Source organism: Aphanizomenon sp. UHCC 0183, assembly GCF_009712065.1.
GTDB lineage: Bacteria > Cyanobacteriota > Cyanobacteriia > Cyanobacteriales > Nostocaceae > Dolichospermum > Dolichospermum heterosporum.
In genome coordinates, this window is record NZ_VILC01000009.1 from 134,091 (window position 1) to 159,795 (window position 25,705).

The following is a 25,705-nucleotide window of genomic DNA, read 5'->3' on the forward strand; positions in this document are numbered from 1 at the left end:
CGGGGAGAGGCTTTGAAAACCCCATTCCCTGGTAGGGAAGGGGGGCAGGGGGGTTAGGTTTTTGGAAATTATGGGTTTCATCTGATACTTTTCAAACAACCTCTAAGGTTATATATCCAGAATTTGCGGCTTGTTGACTGACATAGTTTTCATACTCCCGGCGTAATTCTGGCGCAAACATGAATAATAATTGATCACGTAATGAATAAAAATGAGATTTTTCGGCTATGTTTTCGTAGCTGATTTGTTCTGGTGGTATTTCTGAATTAGTTATGGTTTGGGTAGTTTCTGAATTATTAAAATCAGCACTATTTAAAAGTTTTAATTCTTCTGGAGGTAGAGATTTTACCCAATCTATACTCAAAACTGCTAGAAGCTGGACTTTTTTATCATACAAAGAACAAGGTTCAAAGCCTCTCCAGTATTAAATATTATTTCTTTTCCCTCTCCTAAGAGGAGAGGGTTAGGGAGAGGTGCAAAGGAGAGGTTTACCAGAGGGGTTTCATATGGAACATACTACTATTTTTAGGGTAATACGTCAATATAAACCCAATCCAGTTACAATTTCCGGTAAATCAAACAGAATCCGGGAATATTTACCACACCTCCAGATCCCCGACTTCTGTTTTCAATCTTATTTATAAACGATTAATTTATGCTAGAAGTCGGGGATCTTAAACCTCACGAAAAGATCCCCGATTTTTAACATCAACAAATAATTTACCCAAAGTATTTATTACCCCACCGCAAAACCTGTAAACTGCCGCTTATAAGGAGGATGAAATCCTAAAACAATATCTTCTTTAGTGCTAATATTTCATCTATTGTTACATTATCTAACCATTGATGATGTTCTTCTGTATAGTCTCCACTACCACTATCAAATTGACGAATAAATCTGATAGCGTCAACATATCCTAAAGCATCTACGAGAGCTTTAAATCCTTTCCTATATAGTTCAATTGGGGTCATTTTTTCCTCCTTGTACAATATTATTGGTAGCTTCTGCTAACCAGATCATTGGATTAGCAACTATTATATTTATAACGGATGACTTATCTGATTTGCTTCTTAACCCACCTGTAACTGAAGTTACAGGCTAATAGCTAAAGTTTACTAAAGTAAACTCAAAAAATCTTTAATTTTTTGGTTATTCAGTCATCTTCAGATGACTTTTGCTATGAGACTGGGAATTCATTCCCAGTTGGTTTTACGTTAAGTTGACAGTAATGGGTATCTATAACTATAACTAGTGGTCTGTCAAATTTCTATTTATGGATGAGGTTTACAGTTAATAGCCTCTCTATTTTCCCTCAATCTCACAATTTTTAGCTTGACAGACCACTAGCTTTATGAAATTATCTCAAAAATTTACTTCTTTAACCAACATGAAAACATCAACCGACAGACAACGCACCCTAGAAATGGCTTGTATTTCTCAACTCGCTTACGTCGCCTATAAACAAGGAAATGATATAGTTAGCGATATCCTAAAGCGCTTACAATTGCCATTAGCAACACTTGATAATCGGTTAGCATAAGCAGCGGTTCGCCGTGGTGTTAGTCTGATTCTTGATAAAGAATAAACCTGTTATAAGGAATTACAAAAATATCTGCGTTTAATTATTACTTCTTGTACCTTTGGATCGGAACTCACGCAGAATATGACAGGCTCATTGGTAAGCTTTAACCAGCAGTCCAGCCGATCTTGTAGTGCGATCGCTTTTTTTAGGCTGCGTGATCAGAAGGTACAGCACTCTTTAAAATTTATTTGGTGACTAATTATGACTAAACCCAAAATTCTCCAAGAAGAACGCGAATATACATTTCGTTCCTATTTTGAAATGACCTATCCACCACGAAGAAATTTTAATAAGCAACTAATTTTGGCGTTGCTGAAACCAGGTATGAATTTAGGTGTAGAGACGTTCCATGGAACGTCTCTACAAGGGTTTTGAAATCATCAAAAATCATTTTCATACCTCAAATCAGCAACGCCCTAATTTTGAGAGTGCGATCGCTTTTTAGCTGTGAAGTGTGAATAGCGATCACTTGCTATCTGACGGCAAAAATCATACATCCTATAACCACAAATTTGACTAAAGCGTGTTACAATTAAAACTATATACTAATTAATTTTATATTTACTTACCCTAATTTATGATTAACAATATTATTACTGCAATTAACTCGAATCAAGTAATTGTTCGTCGTCATGCAAGAGAAAGAGCAGAGGAGCGTAACTTATTCATAGACGAAATTAATTTTTCTGTCACTCAAGGAGGAGAGATAATCGAAGATTATCCAAGTGATACCCCCTATCCTAGTTGCTTGATTCATGGACTCAATGGGAAAGGTGATCCTATTCATAGTGTGTGGGCATATAATAAAGATACTGGGTTCGCAGTGCTAATTACTGTCTATTGTCCTGATCCAAATAAATGGATTAATTGGCGGATTAGAAAAAAAGACTGAAAATCTAAATCAAACTAAATTACTATCTTAGAGGGTGTTTGAAAAGTTATGGTTGATGTATCAAATATTTTTTACCCCACCCTAACCCTCCCCTTGTAAAGGGGAGGGAACTGGATTTTTATTGTTTCCCCCCTTTACAAGGGGAAAGGGGGGTAGCAATGTGATGAAAATTACGGAATACCACTTTTCAAACATCCTCTTAGATAGGACTGTCTAAGTCTTATCTAGTAATAGTTCCAATATATAGGAGTTAATAATTATGCTTCCCATTGATAAATGTGTTGTTTGTAATGGCAACTTATTAGAAACTAACGTTACAGAAATTATCAAAGGTGGTGGTAACACCGCAACATTAAAAGTTAAGGCTTTAGTTTGTCAAAATTGTGGAGAGCGTTTTTATCATGCAGATACAATCAGAAGATTTGAAACTATTAAACTTAAATTAGAAAAACAAGAAACACAAGACTTAATTCCAGTAGGACAATCTTTTGAAGTTGCATGATCATTAAATTAACATAAATGATGACGGGAGATAGAACTGTGAGTTTTCGTTTTCTTTTAGACACTAATATTATTTCGGGAATTTTCACGCTAACCTATAAATAAACAATAAACATACCATCCCTAACGAAAATGGCACAATTAACAATTCAAGTACCGGATGAACTAGCAAACCGCTTACAACCCATATTACATCGTCTTCCAGAATTGCTTTCACAATTGATAGAAACACATACACCAGAAACATTAGAATTCACTAATTCTAGTGATACTGCTAACACTTATACTGAGGTTTTAGACTTTTTAATTAAACAACCAACACCGGAACAAATAGCTAAATTTAAAGTTTCAACCCAAGCACAAAAAAGGTTAGAAGACTTATTAGAAAAAAACCGTATGGGGACAATTTCCAAAGCAGAAAATAGCGAATTAGATATTTATGAACAGCTAGATCAATTAATGATTTTACTTAAAGCTAGAGCTTACAGCGTAATTAAAAATGACAAATAATGCCATTTCTTTTAGTCTACGTCAATTAGTCATTGAACGCGCTCAAGGACGTTGTGAATATTGTTTAATTCATCAAGATTTTTCTATTTACACCCACGAAATTGATCATATTATTGCTGTTAAACATGGAGGTCAAACTTTATCAGAAAATCTGGCTTTATCTTGTTTACCTTGTAATCATTCTAAGAGGATGTTTGAAAAGTGGTATTCCGTAATTTTCATCACATTGCTACCCCCCTTAGTCCCCCCTTGTAAAGGGGGGAAACAATAAAAATCCAGTTCCCTCCCCTTTACAAGGGGAGGGTTAGGGTGGGGTAAAAAATATTTGATACATCAACCATAACTTTTCAAACACCCTCTAAAGGATCATCAGTCAGCAAGACTACAGCGTTTACCGAGAATTAGAGTAGCGCAAATTGTCATGGATTATCTTGCTTATGGTTGGTCAGTAGAGGAAATGTGCCGTCAACATCCTTATTTAACATATAGTGAAGCTCATGCTACTATGGGTTATTACTTCGACCACCAAGAAGAGATTGACCAAGAAATTAAACAAGAATGGGAACAAGTACAAGAAAGTATTAAGGAATCAGTACCATCCCCTTTTTACAGCAGAATGAAAGCGAAAGGACTGTTGTAAATGCCTATTGCTTTATATATGGATGTTCATGTACCTCAAGCTATTACATCACAATTGTGCCGTCGTGGTGTAGATGTATTACAGCGATTTCCAATCATATAGGTACATCTTAGCCCCCTCATCGCTTGCGGGGAGGGGGTTGGGGGTGGGGTTCTTGTTCCGGGTTTGATGACAATTTGCTGTAACTGCCTTTGATGATGAAACCCAAGAACTTCCTGATGATAAATTATTAGAAAGAGTGACTGAACTAAAACGAGTCCTGTTTACTCAAGATATCCGTTTTCGCGTATTAGCTGAAACTTGGCAAATAGAAGGAAAACAATTTTCAGGATTAATTTTTGGACATCAATTAGGTGGCACAATTGGTCAATTTGTTAAAGATTTAGAATTTATTGCTCAGGCTTCTGAAATTGACGAATGGATGAATGTAGTTGAATATGTTCCTTTCAAATAATCTAATATGAAGAAAAATATCATGAATTATCACATCATGATTAACTTTATCAATAAAAATAGAGTATAAATTGAAGTTCAATAATTATTAATAATTGATGATTGGCCATAGTTTATTTTACAACTACCTCCAATCACCAATCACCAAATTAAGTAAGCGCTTCCGCACCACCGACAACTTCCAGAAGTTCCTGGGTAATTGCGGCTTGACGAGCTTTGTTGTAAGACAAAGATAGACTTTTAATCAACTCACCGGCGTTTTCGCTGGCGTTACTCATTGCTGTCATCCGTGCGGCTAGTTCACTAGCTGCTGATTCTTGTAATGCTCTTAATAGCTGATTGCTCAGATATAATGGCAACAGAGAATCCAGAATTTGCACTGGATCTTGTTCAAAAATCATGTCACTAGGTAAAGCCGTCACTGTACTAGCTACCTTTTCCCGTTCCACTTGGAATTGACCACCACGGGTAGTTAAACGGAAAACTTCATCATCCGCTGCTTCTAAACCTTGGGTATCCAAAGGTAGAAGGGTTTGGATGACGGGACGGGAACTAACCAAGGAGACAAATTTTGTATAAACTAGCTCAATCCGGTCTACTTTTTCCGAAAGGAAGAGAGAAAGTAGTTCATCAGCAATATTTGTGGCTTCTGCGGCGGTAGGAATTTGTTCTAAACCGCTGTAGGTAGCATCAATAGGTTGATTCCGGCGTTGGAAGTATTGAGTAGCTTTGCGGCCAACCAAGACAAATGTATAGTCTACACCTTCAGCTTGGAGTTCCTTAGCCCGATTTTCTGCCCGGCGGATTGCGTTACTATTGTAACCACCACATAAACCTCGATCGCCGGAAATTACCAACAAACCTACTGTTTTAACTTCGCGTTTTTTCAGTAGGGGTAGGTTAACATCTTCAAACCGCAGTCTGGTTTGCAAGCCAAATAATACTTGAGCTAAACGGTCTGCAAAGGGACGGGTGGCAATTACCTGTTCTTGAGCGCGACGGACACGCGCCGCAGCTACTAGCCGCATGGCTTCGGTAATTTTTTTGGTGTTTTTGACCGACTGAATGCGATCGCGTATTGATTTGAGATTAGCCATAATTTTTATTGGTTGTTAGTTGTCAGTTGTCAGTTGTCAGTTGTCTATATGCTACTGACCACTGACCACTGACAAATGACTAATTACGCTGCTGCTTGAAAGGTCTTTTTGAACTCAGTGAGAGCGGCTTTCAAAGCTACTTCTTCTGTATCACCAAGGGCTTTGCTACCTTGTACGCCTTGGTAATAGGCAGTGTTAACATTTTTCAGATAATCACGTAAACCCTTAGCAAAGGTAGTTACTTTATTAACTGCAATGTCATCTAAATAACCGTTAATACCAGCGTAAAGAACTGCTACTTGTTCAGCTACGGAGAGAGGATCGTTTTGGGGCTGTTTTAAGAGTTCCCGTAAACGCACACCACGCGCCAACTGATCTTGGGTGGCTTTGTCTAAATCAGAAGCGAATTGAGCGAAAGCTTGTAAGTCGTCAAATTGCGCCAATTCCAATTTAATCTTACCGGCAACTTTCTTCATTGCCTTGGTTTGTGCCGCAGAACCCACACGGGATACAGAGATACCGGGGTTTACAGCGGGACGGATACCAGAGTTAAACAAGTCAGAAGACAAGAAAATCTGACCGTCAGTAATAGAAATTACGTTGGTAGGAATGTATGCGGATACGTCACCAGCTTGGGTTTCAATGATAGGTAATGCAGTCATGCTACCTTTACCTAATTCATCGCTGAGTTTAGCAGCACGTTCCAACAAGCGAGAGTGAATGTAGAATACGTCTCCAGGATACGCTTCCCGACCGGGTGGACGACGTAGGAGCAAGGACATTTGGCGATAAGCCTGGGCTTGCTTAGAAAGGTCATCATAGATGATTAAGGTCGCTTTGCCTTTGTACATGAAATACTCGGCAATACTAGCACCTGTGTAGGGAGCGAGGAATTGCAGGGTAGCTGGGTCACTGGCGTTAGCTGCGACAACTACTGTATAGTCCATCGCGCCTTTTTCTTGTAAGGTTTGGACTACGTTAGCAACGGTGGAAGCTTTTTGACCGATAGCTACGTAAACGCAAACGACATCTTCACCTTTTTGGTTAATGATGGTGTCAATAGCGATCGCAGTTTTACCAGTTTGACGGTCACCAATAATTAATTCCCGTTGACCACGACCTACGGGAATCATGGAGTCAATAGCGGTAATCCCTGTTTGCATCGGTTCGTGTACAGACCGACGGGCGATAATCCCAGGTGCTGGGGATTCAATTAACCGAGTTTCGGTAGTCTTAGGATCACCTTTACCATCAATAGGACGACCCAAAGCATCAACAACTCGACCAATGAGAGCGTCACCTACGCCTACTTGGGCAATTCTACCAGTAGCGGTTACAGAGCTACCTTCTTGAATACTCCGACCTTCGCCCATCAGTACCGCACCAACGTTATCTTCTTCTAAGTTTTGGGCGATACCGATTGTACCATCTTCAAATTCTAGGAGTTCCCCAGCCATAGCTTTTTCCAAGCCATAAATCCGGGCAATACCGTCACCAACTTGTAGCACTGTACCAACGTTAGCAACTTTAACCTCTTGGTCGTATTGCTCGATTTGTTGTTGAATGATGCTGCTGATTTCGTCAGGTCTAATGGAAATGCTCATTTGTCAGTTGTCAGTTGTTAGTTGTTAGTTGTCCGTTGTCCGTTGTCCGTTGTCTGTTGTCAGTTGTTTTTTTACTACTGACCACTGACCACTGACAAATGACTACTGACATTTATCAGAACTTTTTAGTTACTGCTTAAACGCAAAGAGAGGCGACGTAGTTGTCCACGCAAACTCGCGTCAATTACTTGAGAACCAACTTTGATGATCACACCACCAATTAAGTCGCTGTCTATTTTGGTTTCTAGTTCCACTTGACGCGCTTTGGTAAGAGTGATGACTTTTTCTGTAATTGCTTGCTGTTGAGCTTCGGTAAGCGGAACCGCAGAAGTAATTTCAGCTAATACAGTTTGATTTAGCTGGCGTAATAGCACCAAATACTGCTGTAAAATCGGTTCTAGGAAAGCAATCCGTCTTCTGTCAACTAACAGCAGTAAAAAGTTACGTAGGTAGGAGTTTCCACCTTCCCCAAGTAATTGTTTGAGAACATTTTTCTTGTTCTCTTGCTTCACAAATGGATTGCTTAAAAAGTTGGTGAGTTCTTGACTCCCTCTTAATAAGCCCAGGAAAGTCCGTGTATCTTCCGCAACCTCTTCTGTTAAGTTTTGAGATTGAGCAATAGATAACAGTGCCTGTGCATAAGGCTGAGATATTTCAGCAGTTGCTGCATCACTTTTCATATCTCGCCTCCCAGTTGTGCGATGCTACTAGCAATTAAAATTTGTTGAGCATCTGCGCTAATACCACCCTTGAGTTGTGCTTCCACTTTTTGCAGTGCTTGTGCAACTACTTTTTGTCGAAGTTGGGAAATAGCTTTATCTAGGTCTGCATTCAAATCGGATGCTGCGGTTTCTTTCAACCGGTCTACATCCAGAATCGCTTGAGCTAAAATAGCCTCTTTAGCTGCTTGGGCATTTTCCCCAGCTACTTGGGTGATTCTCTGTGCTTCTTGCTGTGCTTGGGTTAACTGTCTCTGGGCTGTTGCCAAAGAAGTTTGAGCTTCCCGCAAGCGTCTTTCTGCATCTTGAATAACGCTTTCAATACTGGAGCGTCTTTCGGTCAAGATATTGGTTAAAACTTTGCGTCCAAAGTAGAATAGTATGCCAATCAGAATTACTAAGTTAATTAGATTGGTTTCCAGGATGTCTAGGTTTAGACCGAAACCGCCTTCTGCTGCGCCTTCTGCCATTTCAGAGTTAACAGCTTCTGCGGCAAGTAATAAGATATTGCCCATGTTACCCATCTACAAGTGCGCTGCTCGCTTGGTAAGTCGTTGATTTTTCCCGACAGGGAAAAAAGTGCCAATCTTTTGGACACTTAAATTTCACCACATTTCTAGGCAATGCCCTAATGTGTTTATGCTTTCGTAGCACCAATTTGGTGATATAACAATTGCCAATAGTTAGGATATCAATTAATCATAGAAATCCTTCCATAACAGGGTTTTATTCCTGAATTGTGACTCCTGACTCCTGACTCCTGTTATATTATTTCACCAAAGCAGGTCCTAATAGTTTTTCTAGAATCTGGTTGCTGAGGGCATCAACTTGTGCTTCTAGGGTTGCCATAGCTGTTTGCTTTTGCTGCTCTATTTCTCTAGCAGCTTGTTCGCGTTGAGCTTGGGCTTCCTGTTGAGCTTCAGCTATTTTTTGTGCCGTAATTTTCTTAGCTTCATTCTGGGCAGCTTCCATAGTCACTTGTGACTGCCTACGAGCGGATGCTAGTTGCTGCTCATACTCTTTGGTTAAGCTTTCAGCCTTAGCCAAGCGTTCACGAGCATCAAGGTTATTGGTACGGATAAAATTATCCCGATCATCCAATACCTTAGTCAGAGGCTTATAGAAAATTGCATTCAACACAGCTGCCAGCAACAAGAATTGCAATGCCATTAATGGCAAGGTAGCATCGAAATCAAACATTTCTCTCCTCTTTGGCTGGAATAGGAATTTGCTTGGCTAGTAACGTGATCCAGCCGTTGATAATTTTACGAATCTCTTCCTAGATGATCCATAAACTGCCAGTTTTTAGAGGCGTGTAGATGTCCAGTTTTTTACTTGCTGTGACATCTTGCACGTCTCTAGATTAACAAAACTTTTTCGGTCTTAGGCAAAAGGGTTAGCGAATAGCAATACCAAGGCAATTACCAAACCGTAAATTGTCAAGGATTCCATGAAGGCTAAGGTTAAAAGTAGTGTGCCGCGAATTTTGCCTTCTGCTTCAGGCTGACGAGCAATACCTTCTACTGCTTGACCTGCTGCATTACCTTGACCAAGACCAGGCCCAATTGAAGATAAACCGATAGCGAGAGCAGCAGCGATAACTGAAGCAGCTTGTACTAATGGATCCATGACGATTTTCCTTGCTTTAACTACAAAAATTACAAATGTACGTAACAATCTAGATGTGTGTTTTCACACGGCACTAGGTTCTTAAATCGCCGTAGCGATGTTTTGAGCAAGTTTGCTCGTCTGATAGTGCAACGTGGCGCAAGCCATACTGTACTATCAACTGAGGGCGTTAATGCTCCTCATGTTCTTCTTCACCGTGTCCCTCTAAGGCTTCATGAATATACGCCCCGGCTAGGGTCGCAAATACGAGGGCTTGAATGGCACTAGTAAATAAACCCAAAGCCATTACTGGCAAAGGCACAAAGAGAGGCACGAGTAATACCAATACACCCACAACTAATTCATCCGCCAATATATTTCCAAATAGACGGAAGCTTAGGGAGAGAGGCTTGGTGAAATCTTCGAGAATAGCAATTGGCAACAGAATGGGTGTTGGCTCAATATATTTCTTAAAGTAGCCTAGACCTTTCTTACTAAATCCAGCGTAGAAATACGCCAAGGATGTGAGCAATGCCAATGCGACGGTTGTATTGATGTCGTTGGTAGGAGCAGCTAGTTCACCAGCAGGCAATTTGATTAGCTTCCAGGGAATTAATGCTCCTGACCAATTTGATACGAAGATAAACAAGAATAGCGTACCAATAAATGGTACCCAGGGGCGATATTCTTTCTCTCCGATTTGGTTTTTCGCTATGTCCCGAATAAATTCTAGGGCATATTCCATGAAATTTTGGATGCCGCTAGGAATTTTTTGGACGTTTTTGGTGGCAGCTAGTGATGCTATTACTAGGATAGCAATCACAAACCATGAGGTGAGAAATACTTGCCCATGTATTTTAAGACTGCCCAGTTGCCACAAGAAGTGATGACCTACTTCCAATTCGGCGAGGGGAAAAGCATTGAAGGCGTTTAATACACTAAGCATGGGCGTTGTTCAAGATTTTCCCAAAAAATTGCAAATGGGAGGATTGTCTGTAAGGGTTTAGTAGTGCTAAACTCCTACAACTAGCTTTAAGCTTCAGGATTGAATACAGTTTGCACCAGATAGATGACGAGGGTAGCTTTGTAGGTGAGAAACCCCAAGAATATGGGCAGAATATGTAGCTGATGCCATTGAGTCGCCAATATAATCGGTATCATGATTAGAGCAAAACGATTTTTACTCAAACTTGGTTTTTCACCACCTAGCGTCTCAACATCTTTAGCCAGCATTTTTAAGTAAACCACACCTGTACACGCCCCAATGAAATAATTTAGGGCTATGTTTAATGAATAAAAAATCCACACAGAGATAAAAATAATCCCCGTCAACACAAGTGTGATTACTATCAACTTTTGATAAAGTTGATAGAACTCTCCAATAGAAGAACTAATTGGTTTTTCTACAAAACCAGATTTCTCATCTTGTTGTGTTGTCTGAGTCGGTGCAATTGATTCTTCTGACAAGCTCACGAGACTTGAAACCAGTACAGCTAATATGAGATGACTGCACATTCAGTCAGTTGAATCATATCACGATCCGGTAACACTACTTTAGAAAAAAACAATTAACTTATTTTTTGAGGAGTCAGGAGTCAGTGGTCAGTGGTAAGAAAATTGCTTTGTTACTGATTTCTTTTCATGAAGCGGGGGTTAGTAAGAGTAGTTGTTGCTTGAGGAGATGTCTTACTGCGTGCAAGTCTAGCTTGACTTGGGCTAGAATGTTAGTCAATCTGGCAGAACCATCACATTTATTAATGAACTCAAGTTCAATATTCCGGTATTTCTATGAAAACATCACATCCAGATATTATCGTGACTAGCCCAGATGGAGAATATTTGATGATTGTTGAAGTAAAACTCAATGATGTCAGTATCCGTCATGAAAATGTTATTTTTCAGCTTGAACGCTATATGATTGAGATTGGTTGCTCCCTTGGCTTGCTTGTAGCAGGAGAGCGTGTTATTGTCCTACGGGATTCTTTTGATGATTCTCAGGGTTCATCAATTCACGTAGTGGGTGAAGCAAGACTTCCAAATTATTTATTACCACCAGCAGATGAGCAATGGAGGGGAAACCCTTACCTTGAGTTTGAATCACAAGTTCAGCGATGGTTAGAGAAATTGAAACTTCAAACTAATGTAGACAGTTTACCAGATGATTTGAAAAATTTGTTTGGCGGACGGATAGTCAATCTTCTCCGACTTGGTGAAGTCAGGGCTGGTGGACCAAGGTGGAGTAAAGTTGTAAAATGAAGCCTCAAGCGGTTTTTGTCGAAACAAACTGGGTAGTAGATATTGTTGCACCTGCACATTTACAGAGTGTACAAGCGGCTCAATTGCTTTCACTTGCCGAAGCGGGAGAGTTTGAGTTACATCTACCTGCTATCTGCCTAACAGAAGCGCGTGAAACTATACCACGACGATTCAATCCACGCACTGATTCTGAAGATTTACGTAAATTTGTCAAATGGGCTAAAAAAGAAGGAAAACTGACTACAGAAGATGCTAATGCAGCGTTTCGAGTCTTTGATAAGTTTGATGGATTAGTTACTAATGAACTAACGAAAGTTCCAGAAAGATTGAGAGAATTAGCCCAGCATCCACATTTGAATGTGTTTCCTCTTTCTGAGTCTATGCTAGAACGGCAAGTGTCTATTGGTGCAATGGATACTTCGTTAAAACCTTATGATATGGCTGTATTGGCTGCAATTCTTGTCAGGGCTGAGGATTTGCGACAAAATGGATTTTCATGGGTTGGTTTTTGTGAACTAGATTCTGATCTTCAACCTTGGGATAAAAATGGTGTGTTGAAGCCTATTCTTAGTGATCTCTACAATGCTTCTCGAATCTGGGTGTATCGAGATTTTTTGGTGGAAGATGTAGATGAACTTCCCGAAGTTTGGTTCTTTTCTAATTAACCCGGTGTCAGTAAAATCATTTGTTGTTTCAAAAGATTTCTAACTCCATCTAACCCAAACTGCACTTTGGTTAAAATCTCCGCTACGGTAGATTTACCATTGCAGCTTTTCATGAATTCAAATTCGGCTGTTGATAAATTAACAATTTGGTAATCATAGTTAAATAAACATTGACTGGGAAACCCATCTATGCAAGGGTTAAGTTCGGGAATTGCAGCTAATAAAGTGTTATCTGCTGACCAGTCGGTTTTGGGTAGGGGGGGACGACTGAGGAAAAATTCGTAATGTGCTACTTCGGGATTCAGTAATTCTATCAACCGATAACGTTGACGTTCTGTGAGTTCGGCGGCTCTTTCAATTAGTTCTGGTGCTTTTTCTAGCAGCTTTTCTAGTTGCCAAAATCCGGGATTGGAAAAACCTACAAAGTCTAATTCAGAAGCATCTATGAATTTAAACAATGTATCAATATTGTAGTCTGTTTCCTGGGGATGGACGTACATATCAGCAAAGCATTCATCCCGCTGGTTTTCCATTGACCATCTTTCTTTTTCACGCTTGACAATGCGGTTATTTTCTGGTAAGGAAGCAAAGATTTTTCTTCCGACTTGAACGCCATCACGATAGTCACCGCGTTTGTTACCTTGAAGAAGAGCGATCGCTTTTTGCATTAGTTGTATTTCCCATCTTCCTAATTCTCCATACACAAAGATGTGCATTATTCCACCTGGAGCGAGTTTTTTCGCTAAAGCTTGAATGCCACGAATGGGATCTGGAAGATGATGAAGCACACCAACGCAATTAATTAAATCGAATTGTCCTGGTATCTGTTCTACATCATAGATACTCAGATGATGAAATTCTACACGGTCAGCACCGGAACTTTGACACCGTTTTTTTGCTACTTCTAATGTACCAGCACTTAAATCTATTCCGACTACCTGCGCTTGCGGGTTGAGATGTACTAAATATTCTGTTCCGACTCCTGAACCACAACCAGCATCTAATATGCGGATATCTTGCTTTTGTGGTTTTCTCCCTGTGCAGAAGTTGTAAGCAGCTAACCAATTCCAACGCCAATTATATCCTGGTGGTGGTTCGTCCAGGATGGGTTCTGGGGGGAAAGGGTAGGTATCGTAGAGTTTGGCAACAGCAGCACTTACTTGGGAGTCGGACATAATCAGGATTAACGCAGCATCTCTGAGTTTACCGGATAGGGGGATTTTGGGCAAAGAATAAATTCTGACCATTCGTAGGGGTTTAGCATTGCTAAACCCTTACTGTTGATAGATATGGGGATTGATTCCGTAATAACACTCGTGTTAAGCTATGTAGTAATAAATAAAATCTAGTTTATATATTTTGCATCTCAATTTGATTAACCAGGAGTATCAAAAATGCCAGTAGGTTTACCTGAATTCGTGGAAAACCCGGAAAATCGTTGTCCGGTAATTCTGTTGCTTGATACCTCTGGCTCAATGTCAGGACAACCTATACAAGAGTTAAACCGAGGTTTGGCGGCTTTCAAAGAAGATGTGATGAAAGATGGTCAAGCTTCTTTAAGTGTAGAAGTTGCTATTGTCACCTTTGGACCTGTGCGACTGACGCAAGATTTTGTCACTATAGACCATTTTACACCGCCTAAGCTAGAAACAGAAGGTGTTACACCAATGGGTGCAGCCATAGAATATGCTTTGGATTTATTAGAAACCCGCAAACAGTCTTATAAAGATAACGGTGTCCATTATTATCGTCCTTGGGTATTTTTAATTACCGACGGTGCGCCTACAGATGCTTGAGAGGGTGCAGCGCAAAGAGTGAGGGAAGAAGAAGAACAGCGGCGAATGTTGTTTTTTACCGTTGGTGTTCAGGGTGCTGATATGCACAAACTTAAACAAATTGCACCTCGTCCTCCAGTAATGCTGAATGGCTTAGATTTTCGTTCTTTATTTGTTTGGCTTTCCACTTCCATGAAACGGGTTTCTAGTGGCAAAGTAGGGGAAGCTGTGGCATTACCGCCGGTGGGATGGGGGCAAATTACAACATAATCTGAATAGAAACCAGATCCCCGACTTCTAATATTAAGTTGATAATTTATTGACATGATTAAACAAGAAGTCGGGGATCTTAAATTAGATTTTGAGGATTTATTTATTGTGGGTTGGAAAGCTATAGCGCGTTCTGCTGTGGGAACGAGTCATCAAGAGCAAAAAATACCAATACCTTGTCAAGACTGCGGAAATTATCGCATTTTTAATGATGTGATTGTGGGCGCAGTTGCTGATGGTGCTGGAAGTGCTAAATATTCTCATTTTGGTTCTGAATTGGCGGTAGAAACTGTAATTAAATGCTTTGCTGATATTAATGAACTTCCTGATAAACAAGGTTTTTCTCAACCACTTTCGGAAATGGAAGCTAAGGAAGTTTTTACTAAGTTTGTCAAGGATGTTATTACTGCGTTAAACAAAGAAGCAGATAATAAAGGTTATTCTGTTCATGATTTGGCTTGTACATTGTTGGTTTTTATAGCGACTTCTGAATGGGTTGCAGCTATGCAAATTGGGGATGGATTTATGGTGGTGCTTTCCCAAGATGCAGAATATAAATTATTGTTTGAACCAGATAAGGGGGAATTTTTCAACGAAACAACTTTTGTGACTTCAGCTAATGCGCTGGAGGAAATGCAGGTACAGGTAATTTCAGGAAAGCAAGAGTTTATTTGTGCTTCTACTGATGGATTAGAAAAAGTTGCAATTCGCTTGAGCGATTGGAAACCTCATGCGCCATTTTTTAAACCTTTGGAGGAATATTTGCGAGAAACAGATAACCCAGGAGGAAATGATGATAATTCCGACTTGAGCTTTTAGACAGGGAATTAATTCCCTGGCTTCTGGCTATTTGGAGATTGTTTGTTGTGGTTGTCAGAATCAGGATTTCCAGGATTTAAGGATGTACAGGATTTGATTGATTTTTTACCTGATGAAAATAAATATAATATTCCATCATTCCCAATAGTCGGTTTAAACCGACTTGAGCTTTTAGACAGGGAATTAATTCCCTGGCTTCCTATTTGGAGATTGTTGGTTGTGGTTGTCTGAATCAGGATAACCAGGATTTCAGGATGTACAGGATTGTTATTTGTAGGTTTTCTGTGAATATTTAATGATTATAAATTATGATTCAGAGGAAAATATATTTTATATTATTCATAAAAACATTCATCCCGCTGGTTTTCCATTGTCATAACCTAGTAGTGGTTCATCCAGGATGGTTTCGGGGGGGGGAATGGATAGGTGTCGTAGAGTTTCGCAACAGCAGCACTTACTTGGGAGTCGGACATGATTAGGAGTAACTCAGTATCTCTGAGTTTACTGGATCGGGGGATTTTGGGCAAAGGAAATTTAAGAGAACTCCACAAAAAGAAATGCCCAATGTCATTCTGTTCGCGCAGCGTAGTGAAGAATCTCTTGATATGCTTCGTTTCGCTATGGCTAACGCCACGCTCCGCGAACGCTACACTCAGCATGACAAAACAGGATCATTTATTTTGTGGCTTAAGTAGGTTGGCGTTGAAAATTGTCGTTATAGCAAGGCAAGATACATATCTTAACTTTCTTCATCCTCCTTTAGTTCATATAATCTATAACTTCGTTGTAGTCTTGTGAATGAACTACTCTAAGTGCAAATTATGCAAAGAGGGGAGATGGTAAGATTTTGTTTGGGTCGTTTCTGTGTACTTATTGTCTTAATTTGTAGCTTATTAGCTGGTTGTAGTGGGAATTATCGCCCAAACAAAGTTCTCCAAGTGGCGACTGAACCGACATTTCCACCTTTTGAGTTTCAAGGTAAAGGTGGAGAATTAGTAGGTTTTTCTATTGATTTGATGAGGGCAATTGCTAGTGCTGCTAATTTCCAGGTAGAATTTCAGAGTTTACCTTTTGATGGCATTATTCCCGCACTACAAGCTAAAACTGTAGATGGGGCGATTAGTTCTATTACGATAACGGAAGAGAGGGCGAAGACGGTAGCTTTTTCTCGTCCCTATTTTAAAGCAGGTTTGGCCATAGCTATTCGCACAGATAATCAAAATATTACAGGCTTTGACAGCCTCCAAAATAAAAAAATTGCTGTCCAAATGGGGACAACCGGCGCACAAAAGGCTAAAAGTGTAATTGGGGCGGAAGTTCGCAGTTTTGACTCTGCACCATTAGCCCTCCAAGAATTACAAAATGGCAATGTTGATGCAGTTATTAATGATGCACCTGCGAGTTTATACGCCATTAATACAGGTAATTTGCAAGGAATCAAAATCATCCAGCAATTACTAACTGAGGAATTTTATGGAATTGCAACTGCTAGAAATTCTCCTTATTTATCTTTAATTAATCAAGGTTTAAGCAAGATTTTAAAAAATGGCAACTATCAGCAAATTTACCAAAAATGGTTTAAGTCTGTACCGCCAACATTACCAGAAACATTAGCATTTATTAATCAAAAATCAGCTATATCTAATTCTCTGACTGTGATATGGCAATCTTTACCAACTTTATTAACAGGTGTATTGGTAACATTACAATTAGCATTTGTATCAGGTTTATGTGGTTTAACTAGCGGTTCTCTGATTGGCATAATTCGCCTTTCTCATATTAAATCTTTGCGGTTTTTAGCTAGGGTTTATATAGATTTTTTCCGAGGAACGCCGTTATTAGTGCAGATATTTATGATTTATTTTGGTTTACCAGCAATTTCTCAAGAGTTAGGGTTTACGTTCCCTTTAAATCGTCTTTTAGCTGGGATAATTGCCTTAAGTTTAAATAGTGCAGCTTATATTGCGGAAATTGTGCGCGGCGGAATTCAATCCATTGAAATTGGACAATCAGAAGCAGCAAAATCACTAGGTTTAAATCCTGTGCAAATAATGCGCTATGTGATTTTTCCCCAAGCATTTCGGCGGATGATTCCCCCTTTAGGGAATGAGTTTATTAGTCTATTAAAAGATACTAGTTTAGTTGCGGTGATTGGCTTTGAGGAATTATTCAGAAAAGGACAATTAATTGTTGCGGAAAATTATCGCGCTTTTGAAATTTACGCGGCTGTGGCTGTAATTTATTTGTGTTTAACTCTGATTTCTTCCCAACTTTTTAGCCGATTAGAAATATGGATGAATCCAAGTAAGTAGCTTGGCGTTAAAAATTGCCATTATAGCAAGGCAATAGGCAATAGTAAAGAAGTTTTCAGCGATTTTACGTTTCTTTACACAGTTTGGTTTTATTGTGTTAACCTACTTATACACTTGAGGGTAGAGTCAATCCAAAATCGAGTGACATTCCACTAAGTAGGTGGGCGTTAAAAATTGTCGTTGGGGCAAGGGAACAGGGAACTCTTAACTGGGAACAGGAAGAGAGTTTTGAGTGATTTTACTTTTCTTCACATACCTTTAAATTTTTCTGTTCACCTACTTAATCTCTAATTTGTCTTTTTATTTTCCGATAATCCCAAGGGTCAACAAATTTTTTATCACTCCAAACCCCAATTTTTTGCTGTTGCGCTTGTGCTTCGGCTTGTTGTACTATGTCCTTGCTCGGACATTTACTTAAATAAGAACGATATACTTTAGCCAATCCTTCTCTTAGCAAAACTTGCTGTAAAAAAGTGCCATCTTTTAAACGCACCTCTGCAATTTTTCTGCCATAGCTATCGCTGTCTGTGATATTTAACTGTACACGATTATCTGTTTGCTTGATCAGTTCCTCTATCCGTATTTTTGCTTTCATCCCCCAAACAAACTGACTTACATCTTTAGTAATTTTACTCTTTTTTTCTTTCTGAGAATGGGGTATTTCTGGAGCATCAATACAAGCAAACCGCACTGTGAACTTTTGACCATCAGCATTTTTCAACACTAATGTGTCACCATCACTGACTCTCTCAACCAGATTACCTTGAGGGGCAAACAAGTTATCGCACGCCATTAAACTCAAGGCAATGGTAGCTGTACCCAGCCAAATTAACCCTTGTTTTACAAATTTATTCATCTTCATACAGAAGGTTGGATTAGTCACTGCAACTCATCATTACATACATCAATCATGATTCTCTTATGAAGATTATGAAGCCTATTAAAGACTCTCAAAGCAATTCTGTTGATCAAGATATTGAGGAATTCCTCAATCAGTTAGAAGATATTGTTCTAAATCATTCCATATCAGATACAAGTAATTCTACAAACCAAGAAAGCAGTGAGAATACTCATACTTTTGATCTAGCCGCTTGGGAAGATGCAATTGCTGATATTGAACAGTATTTAGAGCAAAAAAACAAATAGGAATCAGGACTCAGGAGGAAGAAATAATATTAAATCTGGAAAAGTAACCGATAAATGAACGGTTTCAAAGCTGATTTCTTACACCTAATTCACCTTTTCAACCCGAAAACTCTTGATTTACTCAGGTTTTCGGCTTATCCAGCATTTTCTGCCTTTGAGCTTCATATAACATTAAAGCAGCAGTGATCCCTACATTCAAAGATTCTACTCCAGGACTGAGGGGAATTTTCACCTGGATATCCGCTAATGCGGCTAAATCCGCTGATAATCCTGCCCCTTCGTTACCCAATAATATTAAACTAGGTTTACGCCAATCTACTTGCCAATAGGTTGAATCGGCATTAGGTAAGGTAGCTATTACTTGCATTCCGGCTTGCTGACTTTGCCGAACTGTGGTTTTCAAATCTGCACTTACAGCCATGTTTAAGCGAAACCATTGTCCAGCAGAAGCTCGTAAAACCTTGGGATTATCTAAATCTACACTATCTTCACTTAACCACAAACCTGATGCACCTGCGGCTGCGGCTGTGCGAATCATAGTTCCCAAGTTACCAGGATCTTGAACAGTTTCTAAGGCCAGAACTAAGCCAGTGAAAGGAATTTGTCTTGGTTGTGCCTCTCGTTGAGCGATAGCTACTATACCATCAGGATTGACAGTTGTAGCCATTGCTGCTAGAACTTCTGGACTGACAATTTCCACCCGATAGCACTGACTACAAATCACTTCCCATAGTTGGTAATGTGTATCATGCCATTGCGAAGTACAACATACCGCATCTAAGGGATAGGAAACCGCACAAGCTTCCTCCAGCAAATGCGTTCCTTCCAATAAAAATAGTTGTTGCTTATTTCTCTCCTTTGTGGAGTGCAACTTGCGGATTTGTTTAACTAAAGAATTTTGTAAACTTGTGATCACAATCTTAGATTTTAAATTTCGGATTTGAGATTAATCCAAAATTGATATGCGGAACCCCGGACTTGAACCCGTTCGTTAATCTCAACCTCTGATTATAGCGTTACTTGTATTTACTCAACTGCCAAGTATTTTCGGAAAATTGAGCAACCGGAAAATTCAGCGATCGCTAGGTAACAAATTGGTTTATGCTGTGAATAGTCAAAGTTTAAGAAATATTAAGTTCTCTTCCCAGTATACTCATGCAATGTATTGTTAATCGCCGCGATCAGTTTTCAGCAGTTGGTCGGTATTGGTTCCCAGAACTGAATGAAATCGAGAATTTAGAAAAATTTGGTGCTTACTCGAAATTTCCTGGACACGGACATAACTATGTCTTGTTCATCTCTATGATTGGGGAATTAGATGAGTATGGTATGGTACTAAACCTGTCCGATGTGAAGCACGTCATCAAAGAGGAAGTTACCGGTCAACTAGATTTTTCCTATCTTAATGATGTGTGGACAGAATTTCAACAAACTCTCCCCACGACGGAAAATATTGCGCGAGTGATTTGGGAACGGTTAGCACCCCATTTACCTTTGGTGCGCGTCCAGTTATTTGAACATCCTCAACTTTGGGCAGATTATCAAGGAGAGGGAAAACAAGCTAATTTAACCATCAGGACTCATTTTAGCGCTGCTCACCGTCTAGCGCCCAACCTCAGTGCTAATAAATATGGTAGATGTACTCAGACTCACGGACATAATTATCATCTAGAAGTGACTGTAGAAGGGGAAATAGACTCCCGTACGGGCATGATTGTGGATGTAGCTGCTTTAAATCGAGTGGTGGAAGATTATGTGGTGAAAATATTTGATCACTCTTGTGTAAATGAGGATATTCCTTATTTTGCCGATATTGTACCCACTACAGAGAATATTTCCCGTTACATTCATGGTCTTTTAGAATCACCCATTGATGAATTAGGGGTGAAGCTATCCAATGTTAAACTGTTTGAAAGTCATCAACTTTGGGCAGATTATTCGGGTCAGGGTATGGAGGGTTATTTGAGTATTAGCACTCATTTTAGCTCTGCTCATAGATTGGCACACCCTGATTTAAGTTTGGCAAAAAACACGGAAATTTATGGTAAATGCGCCCGTGTAAATGGACATGGACATAATTATCAATTGGAAGTAACTATAAAAGGAGATATTGACTCCTCTACGGGGATGGTTATTGATTTGGGGGCTTTAAATCAGATAATTACAGATTACGTGATTGAGCCATTTGATCATACTTTCTTAAATAAGGATGTTGCTTTCTTTAATCAAGTTGTGCCAACTGCGGAAAATATTGCCCTTTATATTAGTAATACTTTGCGATCGCCTATTCAAGAGTTAGGTGCAACTCTTTACAAAGTTAAACTGGTGGAAAGTCCCAATAACGCTTGCGAAATCTATGCGGCTGATTCTGAATCAATATCTGTTAATGCAGCAGTAAGTCAACCAGTATTGGCAATAGTTTAAACACATCCAGATCCCCGACTTCTTTGAGAAGTCGGGGATCTAGATTCCTAACTCCTCTTTTAATTCAGCCAATGTTTGAGGAGTTTCTATTGTTGTTTCAGCCCATTCTAAAGCCCGAAATAAACGTTTAGCGTTTTCAGGTGATCTTAATAAATAAACACACTCTAATAAACTGGAAAGTTCATCTTCGGCAATTAACGCCACATTTTTCTGATTACGACGTTTAATTTAATTACTATAATTTCCCGTTGGTCACACACCTGATCTAAAATAGTTGCTAATATTTACTCATGCTGAATATGGGATTTAAGCTTATTTGCTAATTTTCTATCTAACGTCACTAACTCAAGTCTATGATGCTTAGTAGTTGCAGCAATAATAGAATCAGGCAATTTTGTTTTGTGAGTATATCTAAAGCTGATAGTCTCATTTTCAATTGCTGGTGTGATCGTTAAATATTTCATACGACTTAATAAAAATACAACAGATTCTTTTTCTGTTGGTGTTATAGACGGAAAACTCAATAACTCCATACGAGTTATTGCACTATAAGCACATTCACCAATTTGAATTTGCTTGTTTTTTAATATCTCCAAAACTATTAAATCGCGTTGCAGCAAACCAATCACTATATTTGTATCTAATAAATACTTAATCCCATTCATCGCGTAATGCTCTTTGTAACTTTAATGGATCTTGATTTTTAAAAGTTGGAAATTCAGGCAAATCATTAACTAAATCAACTAATAACTGAGATGATTTTACAGTGAGCGGTGTCGAACTGTGTTTTTGTCGCTCCTCCAACAACATTTTTTCGACAGCTTTCTGTACTAATAGCTGCATATCAGGCATTTCCAAAAGTTGATTACCCAACTCATCAGGTAACTCGATTTTAACTTGCATAAAATCCTCCTTAGATTTCTCAAAAATTAACAAAAATATAATCAATAGTTAGTGTTAGTTTTGCCATAACTCCATTTATGAGAAATAGAAAACCCCCACAGGATCAAAAATTTTATATTTTGATTTTAATCTGATTCATAATTATGAGTATCTGGTTTTTTTCTTACTAATCAATTCCTAACTCCTCTTTTAATTCAGCTAATGTTTGAGGAGTTTCTATTGTTGTTTGAGTCCATTCTAAAGCCCGAAATAAACGTTTAGCGTTTTCAGGTGATCTTAATAAGAGACTTCCAAGAAATAAATTATCCTAAGAAACGAACCACAGAGGCACAGAGTACACAGAGAGAGAATTTCTGCATCAGTTTTGGGACATTTTTTTATTTGGAAGTCTCTAAATAAACACACTCTAATAAACTGGAAAGTTCATCTTCGGCAATTAACGCCACATTTTTCTGATTACGACGTTTAATTACTATAATTTCCCGTTGGTCACACCTGATCTAAGATAGTTGCTAAATTCAACTTTGCTTGCGAGTAAGTGGTTTCTTTGCTTAACATTCTCTTTTTTAATAAGTTTTACAACTATATTGTACAACATAGGAACTCAAAGCTAGTTAATCAGATCATTATTTGGTTAGTAAAAATATATTTGGATATTTTATGCGAACTGCAAAAAGCCGTCTTCAGGATTATAAAATTCACTCAAGATTGTAAGGATTGATAATTTTAACTGGTGTCATTTTAAAATCATCAATATTGCGAGTAACTAAAGTCAATTTATGATAATGCGCTGTTGCGGCAATCAGACTATCCATTACGGCTAATTTTTTACCTTTCAATTCTGCATTTGCAGAAAATTTTGCCCAATTATCTAAAATATCATCATGTATCGGTAAAACACGGGAATAAAATTCAATTTCTACTTTTTGCAGCCATATTTTTAGTTTTTGATATCGTTCAGGTTGTGAGTTTTGGATTTTATAAATCCCTTTTTTTATTTCAGCGATGGTAATACTACTTAAAAATAGCTGTTCCATTGGTTGCTGATTAAACCATTGACTAACTTGGGGGTTGGGAGCTTTTTTAACAAACTCAGACATTACACAAGTATCAATTAGATAAGTCATAGTTCAAAATTCCTGCCTGTGTCTTTATCACGTTCAAACAATGAGGCGATATCATCTTCGGCAGATTCATCATCTATAAAACGTAATCGCTCAAATAAAGGCAGTTCTTTTTTTTGTTGCTGCAAGTAATTGGATAATATTTTAATGACTGCTTCCTGTGCATTTTCATAGTGACTGACTGCGATAATTTCATTAATTAGTTCATCATCTATTGTGATAATGGTCATTGTTTTGTTCTCCGTTATATTGAATAAAAGTTCAGATTTACCTAAGCCTGTAAATGGTTAGGCATCAAGAATATCCGCTACTAAATCTAAATCTAATATTTTCCCCTTTTTTACTATCATGATTATACCACCAAGTCAAACGGGCAGCTAGAAACCACATCTACATCCACCTAAGTTTTATTTTTCATAATGCTAATTATCGGTTAAACAAATGCCGACGACTGGCTAAACTGCGTAAATAGCGATAAATTAACCAAGCTAAAAGTCCTAAACCAAAATTGAATAATATTTCTTGGACTATAAACCAGAAAATTTTCGGATCAAACCAAAGTTCCCACCGCAAAGGACTAATTTTTCTGGAGAGAATCAATAATCCAAATAGAGAATTTCCGCCTAGTGATAGGATTAACAATACTAAACCTCTTTGCCAAGTGCGGGCTGAGGATGTACGTCCAGAAATTAACTCTAAAGGGTGTTTTTTCTGGAGTTTTCGCAGTAGTTGTTCCAACCGCCAAAACATCCATAATAGTACAGGAAATAAACAATAAATGAGTAAATTTGTGGGTCGTGAAAACCTCACGGAAATAGATAAAATATTGACTAAAGCATGAAAGAAAACAGAATTTAACCAAGCAATAAAAATTAAATGCCGATGGCGATTAAACCTTTTACTGGCAGAAATATATATTGCTAAAGCGTATCCCCAAGGAGCAGAAAACATGGCATGGACTGGTGTACCAATGCTACGGTCGAGAATGGAAGATGTGCCGTGATATAAATAAATCCAGGTTTCTTCCGCTGTGAAACCTAAAGCTACGGCTATGGTAAACAAAAAAACTGTGGTAGCTCGGAGATGATACTGACGTTGTAGATAGGAAATGGGCAGAATAACTGCTATTAATTTACAACCTTCTTCAATGGGAGCGATCGCTAATATTTGCCGGAAAACGACCCCAGGAAAATGACGCTGGATCTGTTGCCAGTCTAAAACCCGGTTAGCCACATTTTCCATAGCCCATTCTAAGCCCAGAGCAGCAAAACCAGAGATAGCGCCAATAATGAACAAAACCCATAAATTTAACCAAGGTGGGGCAGCAGGAGTTCTGCGGTAATAAAACCACAAAAATAGCAGGGGGGGGATAACTGCCCACAACACTAAATATAAATTAGCCACTCACCTGAGAAATGATAGTACGGTGACGAAGACTATTGCTAGTAATAGTAGGAGGTTGGAAACCTGCCCCAATTAAGGCTTGTTCAATATCCAAACTGAAATATTCATCTAAATAAGGTTCGGTACTTTTAAGCAACGTCAAAATATAAGTTGGCATTTTTTTGTAAATTTCCGATTTGGGATTCATGTCCATAATTGCTAGGTGTCCACCGGGACGCAAAATACGTCTAGCTTCAGCAAAAATCTGGTGAGTTGCTGATTGAGGTAATTCATGACACATCAAAAAAATTGAAGCTAAATCAAAGGAAGCATCTGCTATGCCTGTAGATTCTGCTTGACTATGTACCCAGTTAATTTGGGTTTGACGTTCTTGGCTACGATAGTTAGCCACAGCTAGGAAGTAAGGAGATAAGTCTAAACCAGTAATTTTGGCGTGGGGATAAACTGCCTGTAGGGCAAAGGTACTCATGCCGACGCTACACCCTAAGTCTATAACATCTTGTGGCTGCTCAGAAATAGAATTTTTGAGGATATCGTGAAAGCTTTGGCGAAGTTTTGCGTCACCTTGATTTTCTGGTTTCTGCCAAATCCTAGAGTGGACAGCATGAGCCGCAGATTCTACTTCAAAAGCAGCTTGCCAACTGAGATTTCCGGTTTCATAGGCGTGGAATGAGGTGACGTAGTAATCTGGGTAGTTTAGCTGCGGATTTTGGACTTGCGCTAAATCGCTTCCCCAATCACGGGTTTGCAGTTTCTCTACTTCCTTTGTCCAAAATACACCAATTTTTTCAGCCCGTTTAATCATCATTTGTCTAGCTCGGTGTTTAGCAAGATTAGCTACGGGTTTAATGGCTAAGATGCTATTGACGAAACGGGATGCTAAATCAGGTTCGGTCTTGATGGTAGTAGTCATAAATCAATTTTCTCTGGAACACTCTTTTTAACTTATGACATATTGGCTGGATTTGAGTCTATATCTGGCTAAATTTAGTATTTTCTC

General features: G+C 38.8%; 35 protein-coding genes and 2 pseudogenes. 16 read left to right on the forward strand and 21 right to left on the reverse strand.

Annotated elements, in window-relative coordinates; translation table 11 throughout:
• Window positions 1-91: 91 nt before the first annotated feature.
• The 3 genes from FJR37_RS04620 to FJR37_RS04630 all read right to left on the reverse strand — a co-directional run bounded on the left by FJR37_RS04620 (window position 92) and on the right by FJR37_RS04630 (window position 972).
• The gene (locus FJR37_RS04620; protein ID WP_254434511.1) at window positions 92-397 is read right to left on the reverse strand and encodes a hypothetical protein; all 306 of its coding nucleotides are present in this window, start codon (window positions 395-397) and stop codon (window positions 92-94) included.
• A 339-nt stretch (window positions 398-736) separates the two neighbouring features.
• Window positions 737-814 carry an element excision factor XisI family protein gene (locus FJR37_RS27620; protein ID WP_371416095.1) on the reverse strand — a complete coding sequence of 26 codons (78 nt, stop codon included), beginning with the start codon at window positions 812-814 and terminating at the stop codon, window positions 737-739.
• Window positions 787-972, reverse strand: a complete 186-nt coding sequence (locus tag FJR37_RS04630; RefSeq protein ID WP_168465429.1) for a hypothetical protein — start codon at window positions 970-972, stop codon at window positions 787-789. The genes FJR37_RS27620 and FJR37_RS04630 overlap by 28 nt, the downstream gene beginning before the upstream one ends.
• A gap of 416 nt (window positions 973-1,388) precedes the next feature.
• Between FJR37_RS04630 and FJR37_RS04635 the strand changes: the two genes are divergently transcribed.
• From FJR37_RS04635 to FJR37_RS04670, 8 genes are all read left to right on the forward strand, one after another.
• Window positions 1,389-1,541 carry a hypothetical protein gene (locus FJR37_RS04635; RefSeq protein WP_217355186.1) on the forward strand — a complete coding sequence of 51 codons (153 nt, stop codon included), beginning with the start codon at window positions 1,389-1,391 and terminating at the stop codon, window positions 1,539-1,541.
• 243 nt (window positions 1,542-1,784) lie between these two features.
• Window positions 1,785-1,958: a hypothetical protein gene (locus FJR37_RS04640; RefSeq protein ID WP_160170634.1), complete on the forward strand. Its 174-nt coding sequence runs from the start codon at window positions 1,785-1,787 to the stop codon at window positions 1,956-1,958.
• A gap of 202 nt (window positions 1,959-2,160) precedes the next feature.
• Window positions 2,161-2,475: a DUF4258 domain-containing protein gene (locus tag FJR37_RS04645; RefSeq protein ID WP_168465431.1), complete on the forward strand. Its 315-nt coding sequence runs from the start codon at window positions 2,161-2,163 to the stop codon at window positions 2,473-2,475.
• 259 nt (window positions 2,476-2,734) lie between these two features.
• Complete coding sequence (locus FJR37_RS04650; protein ID WP_027403088.1) at window positions 2,735-2,977, forward strand: YgiT-type zinc finger protein; 243 nt, start codon at window positions 2,735-2,737, stop codon at window positions 2,975-2,977.
• A 131-nt stretch (window positions 2,978-3,108) separates the two neighbouring features.
• Entirely contained in the window at window positions 3,109-3,486 is a 378-nt protein-coding gene (locus FJR37_RS04655) for a hypothetical protein (protein ID WP_168465432.1), read from the forward strand.
• On the forward strand, window positions 3,476-3,757 hold the full coding sequence (locus FJR37_RS04660; protein ID WP_217355187.1) for an HNH endonuclease: 282 nt from the start codon (window positions 3,476-3,478) through the stop codon (window positions 3,755-3,757). The genes FJR37_RS04655 and FJR37_RS04660 overlap by 11 nt, the downstream gene beginning before the upstream one ends.
• A gap of 129 nt (window positions 3,758-3,886) precedes the next feature.
• Window positions 3,887-4,126 (forward strand): DUF433 domain-containing protein, encoded by a 240-nt coding sequence (locus tag FJR37_RS04665; RefSeq protein WP_371416096.1) that lies wholly within the window; start codon window positions 3,887-3,889, stop codon window positions 4,124-4,126.
• 238 nt (window positions 4,127-4,364) lie between these two features.
• Window positions 4,365-4,580: a hypothetical protein gene (locus FJR37_RS04670; protein ID WP_168465434.1), complete on the forward strand. Its 216-nt coding sequence runs from the start codon at window positions 4,365-4,367 to the stop codon at window positions 4,578-4,580.
• 148 nt (window positions 4,581-4,728) lie between these two features.
• Here FJR37_RS04670 and FJR37_RS04675 read toward each other — a convergent pair whose 3' ends face one another.
• From FJR37_RS04675 to FJR37_RS04710, 8 genes are all read right to left on the reverse strand, one after another.
• Complete coding sequence (locus tag FJR37_RS04675; RefSeq protein WP_039200454.1) at window positions 4,729-5,676, reverse strand: F0F1 ATP synthase subunit gamma; 948 nt, start codon at window positions 5,674-5,676, stop codon at window positions 4,729-4,731.
• An 83-nt stretch (window positions 5,677-5,759) separates the two neighbouring features.
• Window positions 5,760-7,280: a F0F1 ATP synthase subunit alpha gene (atpA, locus tag FJR37_RS04680; protein ID WP_039200455.1), complete on the reverse strand. Its 1,521-nt coding sequence runs from the start codon at window positions 7,278-7,280 to the stop codon at window positions 5,760-5,762.
• Window positions 7,281-7,405: 125 nt separating this feature from the next.
• On the reverse strand, window positions 7,406-7,960 hold the full coding sequence (gene atpH, locus FJR37_RS04685; RefSeq protein WP_039200456.1) for an ATP synthase F1 subunit delta: 555 nt from the start codon (window positions 7,958-7,960) through the stop codon (window positions 7,406-7,408).
• A complete protein-coding gene (locus tag FJR37_RS04690; RefSeq protein WP_168465435.1) occupies window positions 7,957-8,523 on the reverse strand; it encodes a F0F1 ATP synthase subunit B in 567 nt (188 codons plus the stop codon). The genes atpH and FJR37_RS04690 overlap by 4 nt, the downstream gene beginning before the upstream one ends.
• 244 nt (window positions 8,524-8,767) lie before the next feature.
• The gene (locus FJR37_RS04695) at window positions 8,768-9,199 is read right to left on the reverse strand and encodes a F0F1 ATP synthase subunit B' (protein WP_168465436.1); all 432 of its coding nucleotides are present in this window, start codon (window positions 9,197-9,199) and stop codon (window positions 8,768-8,770) included.
• Between the two features lie 183 nt (window positions 9,200-9,382).
• Window positions 9,383-9,628, reverse strand: a complete 246-nt coding sequence (gene atpE, locus FJR37_RS04700) for an ATP synthase F0 subunit C (RefSeq protein WP_039200459.1) — start codon at window positions 9,626-9,628, stop codon at window positions 9,383-9,385.
• Between the two features lie 169 nt (window positions 9,629-9,797).
• On the reverse strand, window positions 9,798-10,553 hold the full coding sequence (gene atpB, locus FJR37_RS04705; protein WP_039200461.1) for a F0F1 ATP synthase subunit A: 756 nt from the start codon (window positions 10,551-10,553) through the stop codon (window positions 9,798-9,800).
• An 86-nt stretch (window positions 10,554-10,639) separates the two neighbouring features.
• The gene (locus tag FJR37_RS04710; RefSeq protein ID WP_174763387.1) at window positions 10,640-11,122 is read right to left on the reverse strand and encodes an ATP synthase subunit I; all 483 of its coding nucleotides are present in this window, start codon (window positions 11,120-11,122) and stop codon (window positions 10,640-10,642) included.
• A 273-nt stretch (window positions 11,123-11,395) separates the two neighbouring features.
• On the opposite strand from FJR37_RS04710, the gene FJR37_RS04715 reads away from it, so the two are divergent.
• Together FJR37_RS04715 and FJR37_RS04720 are read left to right on the forward strand one after the other, a co-directional pair.
• A complete protein-coding gene (locus FJR37_RS04715) occupies window positions 11,396-11,863 on the forward strand; it encodes a type I restriction enzyme HsdR N-terminal domain-containing protein (RefSeq protein WP_168465438.1) in 468 nt (155 codons plus the stop codon).
• Window positions 11,860-12,528 carry a hypothetical protein gene (locus FJR37_RS04720; protein WP_168465439.1) on the forward strand — a complete coding sequence of 223 codons (669 nt, stop codon included), beginning with the start codon at window positions 11,860-11,862 and terminating at the stop codon, window positions 12,526-12,528. Before FJR37_RS04715 ends, FJR37_RS04720 begins: the two co-directional genes overlap by 4 nt.
• Here FJR37_RS04720 and FJR37_RS04725 read toward each other — a convergent pair.
• Window positions 12,525-13,703, reverse strand: a complete 1,179-nt coding sequence (locus tag FJR37_RS04725) for a bifunctional 2-polyprenyl-6-hydroxyphenol methylase/3-demethylubiquinol 3-O-methyltransferase UbiG (protein WP_039200508.1) — start codon at window positions 13,701-13,703, stop codon at window positions 12,525-12,527. The two genes, FJR37_RS04720 and FJR37_RS04725, sit on opposite strands and share 4 nt — an antisense overlap.
• 219 nt (window positions 13,704-13,922) lie before the next feature.
• Here FJR37_RS04725 and FJR37_RS04730 point away from each other — a divergent pair.
• From FJR37_RS04730 to FJR37_RS04740, 3 genes and pseudogenes are all read left to right on the forward strand, one after another.
• Window positions 13,923-14,573, forward strand: a pseudogene (locus tag FJR37_RS04730) (VWA domain-containing protein).
• Between the two features lie 108 nt (window positions 14,574-14,681).
• Window positions 14,682-15,392, forward strand: a complete 711-nt coding sequence (locus FJR37_RS04735) for a PP2C family serine/threonine-protein phosphatase (protein WP_168465463.1) — start codon at window positions 14,682-14,684, stop codon at window positions 15,390-15,392.
• 836 nt (window positions 15,393-16,228) lie between these two features.
• Window positions 16,229-17,704, forward strand: coding sequence for an ABC transporter permease subunit (locus tag FJR37_RS04740; protein ID WP_039199662.1), 1,476 nt, complete (start codon window positions 16,229-16,231; stop codon window positions 17,702-17,704).
• A 280-nt stretch (window positions 17,705-17,984) separates the two neighbouring features.
• Here FJR37_RS04740 and FJR37_RS04745 read toward each other — a convergent pair whose 3' ends face one another.
• Window positions 17,985-18,560 (reverse strand): thermonuclease family protein, encoded by a 576-nt coding sequence (locus FJR37_RS04745; protein ID WP_039199637.1) that lies wholly within the window; start codon window positions 18,558-18,560, stop codon window positions 17,985-17,987.
• Between the two features lie 65 nt (window positions 18,561-18,625).
• Between FJR37_RS04745 and FJR37_RS04750 the strand changes: the two genes are divergently transcribed.
• Window positions 18,626-18,850 (forward strand): hypothetical protein, encoded by a 225-nt coding sequence (locus tag FJR37_RS04750; RefSeq protein WP_081981308.1) that lies wholly within the window; start codon window positions 18,626-18,628, stop codon window positions 18,848-18,850.
• Between the two features lie 121 nt (window positions 18,851-18,971).
• On the opposite strand, the gene FJR37_RS04755 is transcribed toward FJR37_RS04750, so the two are convergent.
• Window positions 18,972-19,766: an RNA methyltransferase gene (locus FJR37_RS04755; RefSeq protein WP_039199638.1), complete on the reverse strand. Its 795-nt coding sequence runs from the start codon at window positions 19,764-19,766 to the stop codon at window positions 18,972-18,974.
• A 239-nt stretch (window positions 19,767-20,005) separates the two neighbouring features.
• Here FJR37_RS04755 and FJR37_RS27625 point away from each other — a divergent pair.
• Window positions 20,006-20,389, forward strand: a pseudogene (locus tag FJR37_RS27625) (6-pyruvoyl tetrahydropterin synthase family protein); the annotation flags it as partial.
• Between the two features lie 33 nt (window positions 20,390-20,422).
• Window positions 20,423-21,274 (forward strand): 6-carboxytetrahydropterin synthase, encoded by an 852-nt coding sequence (locus FJR37_RS04760; RefSeq protein ID WP_371416097.1) that lies wholly within the window; start codon window positions 20,423-20,425, stop codon window positions 21,272-21,274.
• A 39-nt stretch (window positions 21,275-21,313) separates the two neighbouring features.
• Here the strand turns inward: FJR37_RS04760 and FJR37_RS04765 are convergent, their stop codons facing one another.
• From FJR37_RS04765 to FJR37_RS04805, 7 genes are all read right to left on the reverse strand, one after another.
• On the reverse strand, window positions 21,314-21,478 hold the full coding sequence (locus tag FJR37_RS04765) for a hypothetical protein (protein WP_371416094.1): 165 nt from the start codon (window positions 21,476-21,478) through the stop codon (window positions 21,314-21,316).
• An 80-nt stretch (window positions 21,479-21,558) separates the two neighbouring features.
• Window positions 21,559-21,939, reverse strand: a complete 381-nt coding sequence (locus FJR37_RS04770) for a type II toxin-antitoxin system VapC family toxin (protein ID WP_168465441.1) — start codon at window positions 21,937-21,939, stop codon at window positions 21,559-21,561.
• Window positions 21,926-22,177 (reverse strand): hypothetical protein, encoded by a 252-nt coding sequence (locus FJR37_RS04775; protein ID WP_168465442.1) that lies wholly within the window; start codon window positions 22,175-22,177, stop codon window positions 21,926-21,928. The genes FJR37_RS04770 and FJR37_RS04775 overlap by 14 nt, the downstream gene beginning before the upstream one ends.
• A gap of 698 nt (window positions 22,178-22,875) precedes the next feature.
• Window positions 22,876-23,304, reverse strand: a complete 429-nt coding sequence (locus FJR37_RS04790) for a type II toxin-antitoxin system VapC family toxin (protein ID WP_168465443.1) — start codon at window positions 23,302-23,304, stop codon at window positions 22,876-22,878.
• Window positions 23,301-23,531 (reverse strand): type II toxin-antitoxin system VapB family antitoxin, encoded by a 231-nt coding sequence (locus FJR37_RS04795; protein ID WP_041458611.1) that lies wholly within the window; start codon window positions 23,529-23,531, stop codon window positions 23,301-23,303. The genes FJR37_RS04790 and FJR37_RS04795 overlap by 4 nt, the downstream gene beginning before the upstream one ends.
• 196 nt (window positions 23,532-23,727) lie before the next feature.
• Window positions 23,728-24,705, reverse strand: coding sequence for a PrsW family intramembrane metalloprotease (locus tag FJR37_RS04800; protein ID WP_168465444.1), 978 nt, complete (start codon window positions 24,703-24,705; stop codon window positions 23,728-23,730).
• The gene (locus FJR37_RS04805) at window positions 24,698-25,618 is read right to left on the reverse strand and encodes a class I SAM-dependent methyltransferase (RefSeq protein ID WP_168465445.1); all 921 of its coding nucleotides are present in this window, start codon (window positions 25,616-25,618) and stop codon (window positions 24,698-24,700) included. The genes FJR37_RS04800 and FJR37_RS04805 overlap by 8 nt, the downstream gene beginning before the upstream one ends.
• Window positions 25,619-25,705 lie beyond the last annotated feature (87 nt).